This window comes from Bradyrhizobium sp. ORS 375 (assembly GCF_000239775.1).
Taxonomy (GTDB): domain Bacteria; phylum Pseudomonadota; class Alphaproteobacteria; order Rhizobiales; family Xanthobacteraceae; genus Bradyrhizobium.
In genome coordinates this window covers 24,735-32,388 of the sequence record NZ_CAFI01000052.1, presented here as the reverse complement: position 1 = coordinate 32,388, position 7,654 = coordinate 24,735, and the positions used below count along the sequence as shown (strand labels likewise).

Genomic DNA, 7,654 nt, shown 5'->3' with positions numbered 1-7,654 from the left:
CCGTCATGCCCGGGCTTGTCCCGGGCATCCACGTGGTTCTCAGCGTGCCGACCGACGTGGATGGCCGGGACAAGCCCGGCCATGACGACGTGGAGACGAGCGAGTGCATCACTCCGACGGTCGAATGCAATAGCTCTGGCGTTCTTTGCCCTTCACGATGGGATGCAACTAAACCGGTCATGCTTGATGAGACGACATTCGATGACGCTTAAGGCCATGAGACTTGGGCTGATGAAACCGGCGTGGACGACACGCGCAATGGTGCTACACGCTCTCGTGAGGCGCGGCCGGTTGCCGGCGATCACGGCCGCCGTGCTGGCTTGCGCCGTGCCAGCCTGGGCGCAGTCGGCTGCGCCGCCGCCCGAGCAGCTCGACGTCCAGCAATTGTTCGCGACGACCTGCGGCTGGTGCCACTCCAGCGCCGGCCGCGTCGCCGGCAAGGGCCCGCAGCTGATGGACTCGCCCCGCAGCGACGACTTCCTGCGCAACCGGATCAAGGTCGGCAAGCCCGGCGCGATGCCGGCGTTCGGCGAGACCTTCAGCGACGCCCAGATCGACGCGATCATCGCTTACATCCGGGCGTTGAAACCTGATTAGTTCGACCGTCGCACGGGGGAAACGACCAGTTGCAGTCTCGACGTCATTCCGGGGCAATCGGCGCGGCGCGGGCGCGCAGCGGCTGCGCGGCGGCGATTGAACCCGGAATCCCGAGATGAACGGTACGCAAGACAGGCTCGGGATTCCGGGTTCAAGGCCTGGCGGCCTTGCCCCGGAATGACGGTCGGGACGCAGCCGGCACGCGCGCCGCAGACCGCGATGAAAGTCATCCTGTGGGGACCACGCCATGACACGATTGTTCACGCTGCTCGTCGCCATGCTCGGCCTTATTCTTGGCCTGATCGGCCCGGCCGAGGCGCGCTCGCTCGATGCCATCCGCTCGCAAGGCCAGATCGGGCTGTGCGCGCATCCCAATTCGCTGCCCTTCGCCAGCAAGGCCGGCGACCCGCCGGGCTTCCAGGTCGAAATGGGCCAGGCGCTGGCGCGCGAGCTCGGCGTCTCGCTGCGTCTCGACTGGATCATCACGATGTTCCAGGTGCGCGCGGCCGGCTGCGACCTCGTCATGGACGTCATCGCCGATCCGGAGGCGCTGGAGCAGACCCGGCTGAAGACCACCAAGCCGTATTATCACACGGGCGTGGCGCTGGCGGTGCCGCAGGGGAGCAAGCTCACCTCCATCACCGGCCTCGACCAGACCACCAAGGTCGGGGTGCAGGTCGGGTCGGTCGCGGCGATGCTGATCAGCCAGCGGCATGTGCCGATATCCACCTTCGGCTTCGAGGTCGACAGCCTCGATGCGCTCGCCAATCAGGAGATCGCTGCCGCGGCGGTGACGCCGGCCAATGCCGCCTATTACAATCAGACCCATCCGGACAAGACGCTGCGCATCATCGCCCTCGACGACAGCGAGCCGAGCCTCAACTGGAACGTGGCCATCGGCATGATCCGTCCCGATGACGCCTTGCGCGAAGCGGTGGAAGCGGCGCTGGCCCGCCTGCGCGCCGACGGCACCGTCCAGCGCATCTACAGCCGCTATGGCGTGACGTTGCAGGAGCCGAAGTAACGGGTGGGCGCGTAGCAGTTCTATTTGGTACGAGCTGTCTCCACACTCACGGCTGTCGTCCCCGCGAAAGCGGGGACCCATACCGCGTGATCTCTGGAATAGGCAGGCGGCCGGTACCGGGTACCTCACAACAGCCGGTGGTTATGGGTCCCCGCTTTCGCGGGGACGACAACTGTGGGTGTGGCGTCAGCAACCATCCCAGGCCCGGTTGCCTGCCAACAGGCAACTGAGCTGTATTATCCCTTGTAGCCCATCAGCAGCCGCGGCAGCCACAGCGAGAACGCCGGCACGTAGGTGACGAACATCAGGGCGGCGATCAGCGCGGCGTAGAACGGCAGGATGGTGCGCATGACGGCGCCGACCGAGATGCCGCCGATGGCGCAGCCGACGAACTGCGTGGTGCCGACCGGCGGAGTGTTGAGGCCGAGCGCGCAGTTGATCAGCATCAGCATGCCGAACTGCACCGGGTCCATGCCGGCCTTCATCGCGATCGGCAGGAAGATGGGGGTGCAGATCAGGATGGTGGCCGCCATGTCCATGAAGGTGCCGAGCAGGAACAGGATGATGTTGATCAAGAGGAAGATCATCCAGGGCTGCGAGGAGACCTTGTTCATGAGGTCGCCGGCGAAGTCGGCGACCTCATAGAGCCCCATCAGGTACTGGAACATCGTGGAGACGCCGATCAGCAGCAGCACCACGCCGGTGGTCTTCACCGCCTTGGCCGCGGCCCGCAGGAAGTTGGCCAAGGTCATCGTGCGGTAGATGAAGAACGTCAGCAGGATCGTGTAGGTGACCGCGACGGCCGCGGACTCGGTGGCGGTGAAGACGCCGGACAGGATGCCCGCCAGAATGATGCCGACGATCAGCAGGCCGGGCAGCGCCGCCGCGAACGAGCGAAAGACTTCCGACCAGCCCGGAAACTTGCCGGCGGGATAGCCGCGCTTCACGGCGACCGCGTAGGCCGCGACCAGCATGCAGACCATCAGCACCAGCGCCGGCAGCAGACCGGCGGCGATCAGCGCGCCGATCGACACCTTGCCGCCGGCGGCGAGCGCATAGATGATCATGTTGTGGCTGGTCGGCATCAGCGCGCCGACCAGCGAGGCGTGGGTGGTGACGTTGACGGCGTAGTCGGTGTCGAACCCTTCCTTCTTCATCATCGGGATCATCACCGCGCCCATCGCCGAGACGTCGGCGACTGGAGAGCCGGAGACGCCGCCGAACAGCGTGCAGGCGACGACGTTGGACATGCCAAGCCCGCCGCGGATGTGACCGACGAGGTTCTTGGCGAGCTGCACGATCTTGTCGGCGACGCCGCCATGCAGCATCAGCTCGCCGCTGAAGACGAAGAAGGGAATCGCGAGGAACGAGAAGATGTTCATCCCCGACATCATCTGCTGGAAGATGACGGCGACCGGCAGGCCCTCATAGAGGATGGTGCAGATGGCGGAGAGGCCGATCGCGAACGCGACGGGGACGCCGAGGATCAGGAAGCCGAAGAAGGTGGCGCCGAGAATGATCAGTTCCATGATGGGACGACCTCTTCACCGCGCAGCAGAGCGATGATGTGCTCGATGGAGAACGAGACGATCAGCAGCCCGGACACGACCAGCGGGATGTAGCGGACGAGCTCGGGCAGACCGAGATTGGCGATCTTCACGGTGCCGACGGAGGCACCGAGGATCCAGCCATTGTAGGCCATGGCGATGCCGAACAGCGCGACCAGCACGTGGATCACGAGCTCGATCTTCTCGCGCGTCGAATCCGGCAGCATCACGAGAAGGCTGTCCATGCCGATATGGCCGGCGTCACGGACGCCGACGGCGGCGCCGATCAGCGTGACATAGAGGATCAGGACCAGCGCCAAATTCTCGGTCCAGGTCGGGCTGGAGTTCAGCACGTAGCGGCCGAACACCTGGTAGAACACGATGGTGACGATGACGAGCAGGCCGGCGACCGACAGATACATGCCGAGCCGCGCGATGACGGCGTTGATCCGCGACAGCGGACCGCGTGACGGGCGTCCCTCCCCGTGCTCGTGGTCTCCGACATGTGGGTCCGTCATTCCCGTCCCTCCCCTGGCTTTCCTTCCGGCGCCGCCTGATGGCGACGCCGGACCGTATGATTGTTGTTCTTGGCAGGCGTGTCGACGTCGAGATGTCGAGGCCGTGACTGTTACTTCGTGTCCTGGATGCGCTTGACGAGGCTCGAGAGCTTCTCGTCGCCGGCGAACTTCTGGTAGACCGGCTTCATCGCGTCGACGAACTCCTGCTTATTGGCGATCGTCACGACCTGGACGCCGGCGGCCTCGACGGTCTTGCGGGAGGCCTGCTCGCGCTCGTCCCAGAGCTTGCGCATGACGGGCACGGATTCCTTGGCCGCCTTGCGGATCATCGCCTGGTCTTCCTTGCTCAGGGTGTCCCAGACCTTCTTGGACATCACGAGGACTTCAGGCGCAAGCGAGTGCTCGGTGACGTTGTAGAACTTGGCGGCCTCGAAATGGCGGGAGGATTCGTAGGACGGCCAGTTGTTCTCGGCAGCGTCGACCAGGCCGGTCTTGAGCGCGGTGTAGACCTCGCCATAGGGCATCGGGGTCGGGTTGGCGCCGAGGCTCTGGATCATGCCGACCCAGAGATCGGACTGCTGAACGCGGATCTTCAGGCCCTTGAGGTCGGCGAGCGACTTGACCGGCGCCTTGACGGTGTAGATCGAGCGCGAGCCGCTGTCGTAGTAGGCGAGGCCGATCAGGCCGGCAGGCTCCATGGCGGCCAGGATCTCGTCGCCGATCGGGCCGTCCAGGACGTTGCGCATATGCTGCGTGTCGCGGAACACGAAGGGCAGGCACAGCGCGACGGTCTCGGGCACGAAATTGTTGAGCGGCGAGGAGTTGATCCGCATCATGTCGAGCGCGCCGATCTTGAGCTGCTCGATGGTGTCCTTCTCGGAGCCGAGGGCGCCGTTCGGAAACACCTTGACGCCGAGCTTGCCGCCGCTCGCCGCAGCGAGCTGCTTGCCCATGAACTTGACGGCTTCGACTGTCGGATAGTCGGCCGGGTGCACGTCGGCCGAGCGGAAATCGCGCGCCATCGCCAACGGCGACGAGAACGCCAGCACGGCGGCTGCAATGAGAGCTGAAAGTGTCTTCATCCGGGCTTCCTCCTTGAATTGATTGTGTCGTTGTGGCGCAGATGCTGCAGGCCGCCTTGGGTCGCTCCACTTCAGATGCGAAGTCAAGCGCCATTATCACGCGTAGGGCCAGTGGCATTGTCTGTCCAAGCCAATTGCGGCATCGATCAATGCAAGAGTTGGATCAATCGATACAGCGCGTTGCTGCGCCGCAAACCGGCCGGCGCGCACGCCTCATCGTCGTTTGACAACGCGGCTGTCGCGTCATCTGCCGACGGTGCGCGGGCGGGAGATCCTCGCCGACCCCATTGCTCACTCGTCCGCACCGCCTCGGGGCAAGGCGTCGGTCTCGGCGCGACACCATTCGCCGCAACAAGTGGGCGTTGTAGCCTCTGCGATGCAGGCGCGGCCTAATCGGCCAGCGCCTCGCCGTTCACGCCGAGCCTGCGCAGCAGGAGGGTCAGCGCGATCGCCGGCAGCATGATTCCGACAGCAAAATCGTCCGGCTGTCGCAGGAAGCCGAGCGTCGCGTAGCGTTCGGCGAAGCTGCCGAGCTTCGTCCGGCGCGACAGCACGCTGCGCAGGATCAACAGGGGGCCGAGTGAGAGCAGCACCAGGACGGTGAGCGCGGCGAGCGGCCACGGCAGCGGCAGCCGCTCGATGCCGCGCGTCGTGAAGCCGTAGAGCAGCAGCAGGCCGATCGGCGTCAGCACCGCTCCGCACAGCCCGCAGGCGACGGGCACCAGCAGATCATCCTGCATCAGCTCCTCGGCGAACTGCTCCAGCAGCTGCTTCATGATGGTGTCCTCGTCGCTCTGCCGGCGGTAGCATCCTCCCGCACGGACGCGAACGGATGTTAGTCCGCGAGATCGCGTTCGGCCAAGCTTCTCGCTCCGGCTTCTCTTTCGAAGCCTCCTCGCCCCATCATGCGCCAGCTACTTTCCGTTCAAGCAGGCCGCGCTTGAGACCGGCCCGCTCGGTCCGCAGGTCTCGGCGCAGATCGTCGGCGCGACCATGGCCGGCTTGCAGGCGGCGAAGCGGGTCGAGCTCAACTACGATGGGATCGGCAAGGTCGATTTCGAGACGGCGATGGGGTTGGAGTTCGATCTCGCCGGCGACCGCCGCAAGATCGAAATCGTCGCGCGCTCCTGCGTGAAGTGAGCCGCGCCCGAATGCGCCGCGCGTGGTGGCGCGTGCCGAGCGGCCGGCAGAACCGGGCCGGGTTGCCGGCAGGCGATCGAATCGCGAGGCCCCACTGCCCCTTGCGCCCCGGCTGCCGCGCTGGCAATCCCTCGGCTGATCCTGAGGACCACCCGGCGCGTTTGCCGGATGGTTACCAGCGCCGGGCTAAGCCGGTTCCCGAGCGCGTCCCGCGGCGTCGCCCGGCCCGTGGCGTCCGCCATTGATTCGACAGAGGTTTTGACATCCATGACCGTCCGCCTGCACCGTGGCGACCTGCCTGATCTGTCCCGCTACACCACCTCGGTTGCGATCGACACCGAGACGATGGGGCTCAATCCGCACCGCGATCGGCTGTGCGTGGTGCAGCTGTCGCCCGGCGACGGCTCGGCCGACGTGGTGCAGATCCCGAAGGGGCACACCGACGCGCCCAATCTGAAGGCGCTGCTCGGCAATCCCGCCGTCACCAAGATCTTCCACTTCGCGCGCTTCGACGTCGCGACGCTGTTTCATACTTTCGGGGTGATGCCGCAGCCGGTGTATTGCACCAAGATCGCCTCGCGGCTGGCGCGCACCTACACCGATCGCCATGGGCTGAAGGATCTCGTCCGCGAACTGCTCAATGTCGATCTGTCGAAGCAGCAGCAGTCGAGCGACTGGGGCGCCGACAGCCTCAGCGAGCCGCAGCTCGCCTATGCCGCCTCAGACGTGCTGCATCTGCATGCGCTGCGGGAGAAGCTCGACGTGATGCTGGCGCGCGAGGGGCGGCTGGCGGTGGCGCAGGCCTGTTTCGCGTTCCTGCCGCATCGCGCGATCCTCGATCTGGGCGGATTCGAGGCCGAGGACATTTTTGCGCATTCATGATGCGCCCAGCCCGCCCGCCGTTCAGAATCATTAATCTCTCTTAATGATCGCAGGGGCCCCTGCGTCGCGATTTCGCGCCAGTTCCGAGCTGCAATGGCCGGCGCGGCCATGGTAGGATGATCGCTGTTTCGCATGCGTCCCGTGTCCGTCGGAGCCCTGGTGAACTCGGTCCAGAACCCCGTCTACGACCCAACCCTGCAGGCGCGCTTCGCGGTGGCGGCGCGCCATAGCCGCGTCGTGCGCGTGCTGCGGGTGGCGGTGCCGGCGGCGGTCGGACTGGCGATGGCGGTGGTGATCGGCATCGCCCTGTTCAATCCGTTCAAGATGAAGATCGAGACCAACAATCTCACCGGCAATCTCGTCATCTCCGGCCGCAAGATCACGATGGAGACGCCGCATCTGACAGGGTTCACACCGGACCAGCGGCCCTATGATCTCGTCGCTCACAGCGCGGTGCAGGACCTCACCGATCCCGATCACGTCGAGCTCAACGTCCTCCGCGCCAAGGTGCTGATGGAGGATCAGTCCACGGTGACCTTGAAGGCCAACACCGGCGTGTTCGACACCAAGCAGCAGCAGCTCGAGCTGAAGAAGGACATCCTGCTGACGACGTCGAGCGGCTACGAGGCGCGGCTCAGCCGGGCCTCGGTCGACATGGCCAAGGGCACGGTGAGCTCCGACGAACGCGTCGACGTCAAGCTGACCAACGGCACGCTCTCCGCCGATCGGCTGCGTATCACCGACAATGGCGAGGTGGTGCGCTTCGAGGGCAACGTGGTGATGAACCTCGACAACATGAATGCCGCCCCGGCGACGACGGCGAGCGCCGATTCCGGCCGCACCGCCCGCAATGCGAAGTGATCC

10 protein-coding genes are annotated in these 7,654 nt (G+C 65.5%); 6 read left to right on the top strand and 4 right to left on the bottom strand.

Annotation, left to right across the window (positions count from 1 at the left end; genetic code table 11):
* The 3 genes from BRAO375_RS38350 to BRAO375_RS04810 all read left to right on the top strand — a co-directional run.
* On the top strand, window positions 1–212 hold a 212-nt coding region (locus BRAO375_RS38350), incomplete at its 5' end, for a hypothetical protein (RefSeq protein WP_139031304.1).
* A 46-nt stretch (window positions 213–258) separates the two neighbouring features.
* The gene (locus tag BRAO375_RS37200; RefSeq protein ID WP_139031303.1) at window positions 259–597 is read left to right on the top strand and encodes a c-type cytochrome; all 339 of its coding nucleotides are present in this window, start codon (window positions 259–261) and stop codon (window positions 595–597) included.
* Window positions 598–844: 247 nt separating this feature from the next.
* The gene (locus BRAO375_RS04810; RefSeq protein ID WP_009026328.1) at window positions 845–1,621 is read left to right on the top strand and encodes a transporter substrate-binding domain-containing protein; all 777 of its coding nucleotides are present in this window, start codon (window positions 845–847) and stop codon (window positions 1,619–1,621) included.
* Window positions 1,622–1,857: 236 nt separating this feature from the next.
* Here the strand turns inward: BRAO375_RS04810 and BRAO375_RS04805 are convergent, their stop codons facing one another.
* The 4 genes from BRAO375_RS04805 to BRAO375_RS04790 all read right to left on the bottom strand — a co-directional run bounded on the left by BRAO375_RS04805 (window position 1,858) and on the right by BRAO375_RS04790 (window position 5,544).
* Window positions 1,858–3,150: a TRAP transporter large permease gene (locus tag BRAO375_RS04805; protein ID WP_009026327.1), complete on the bottom strand. Its 1,293-nt coding sequence runs from the start codon at window positions 3,148–3,150 to the stop codon at window positions 1,858–1,860.
* A complete protein-coding gene (locus BRAO375_RS04800; RefSeq protein ID WP_009026326.1) occupies window positions 3,141–3,686 on the bottom strand; it encodes a TRAP transporter small permease in 546 nt (181 codons plus the stop codon). Before BRAO375_RS04800 ends, BRAO375_RS04805 begins: the two co-directional genes overlap by 10 nt.
* A 110-nt stretch (window positions 3,687–3,796) precedes the next feature.
* Window positions 3,797–4,768, bottom strand: coding sequence for a TRAP transporter substrate-binding protein (locus BRAO375_RS04795; protein ID WP_009026325.1), 972 nt, complete (start codon window positions 4,766–4,768; stop codon window positions 3,797–3,799).
* A 389-nt stretch (window positions 4,769–5,157) separates the two neighbouring features.
* Window positions 5,158–5,544: a hypothetical protein gene (locus BRAO375_RS04790; RefSeq protein ID WP_009026324.1), complete on the bottom strand. Its 387-nt coding sequence runs from the start codon at window positions 5,542–5,544 to the stop codon at window positions 5,158–5,160.
* 217 nt (window positions 5,545–5,761) lie between these two features.
* Here BRAO375_RS04790 and BRAO375_RS37865 point away from each other — a divergent pair, with 217 nt between their 5' ends.
* The 3 genes from BRAO375_RS37865 to lptC all read left to right on the top strand — a co-directional run bounded on the left by BRAO375_RS37865 (window position 5,762) and on the right by lptC (window position 7,651).
* Complete coding sequence (locus BRAO375_RS37865; RefSeq protein WP_009026323.1) at window positions 5,762–5,908, top strand: hypothetical protein; 147 nt, start codon at window positions 5,762–5,764, stop codon at window positions 5,906–5,908.
* A gap of 267 nt (window positions 5,909–6,175) precedes the next feature.
* A complete protein-coding gene (locus tag BRAO375_RS04785; protein WP_009026322.1) occupies window positions 6,176–6,790 on the top strand; it encodes a ribonuclease D in 615 nt (204 codons plus the stop codon).
* 159 nt (window positions 6,791–6,949) lie between these two features.
* Window positions 6,950–7,651, top strand: coding sequence for an LPS export ABC transporter periplasmic protein LptC (gene lptC, locus BRAO375_RS04780; protein WP_009026321.1), 702 nt, complete (start codon window positions 6,950–6,952; stop codon window positions 7,649–7,651).
* The last annotated feature ends 3 nt before the right edge of the window (window positions 7,652–7,654 follow it).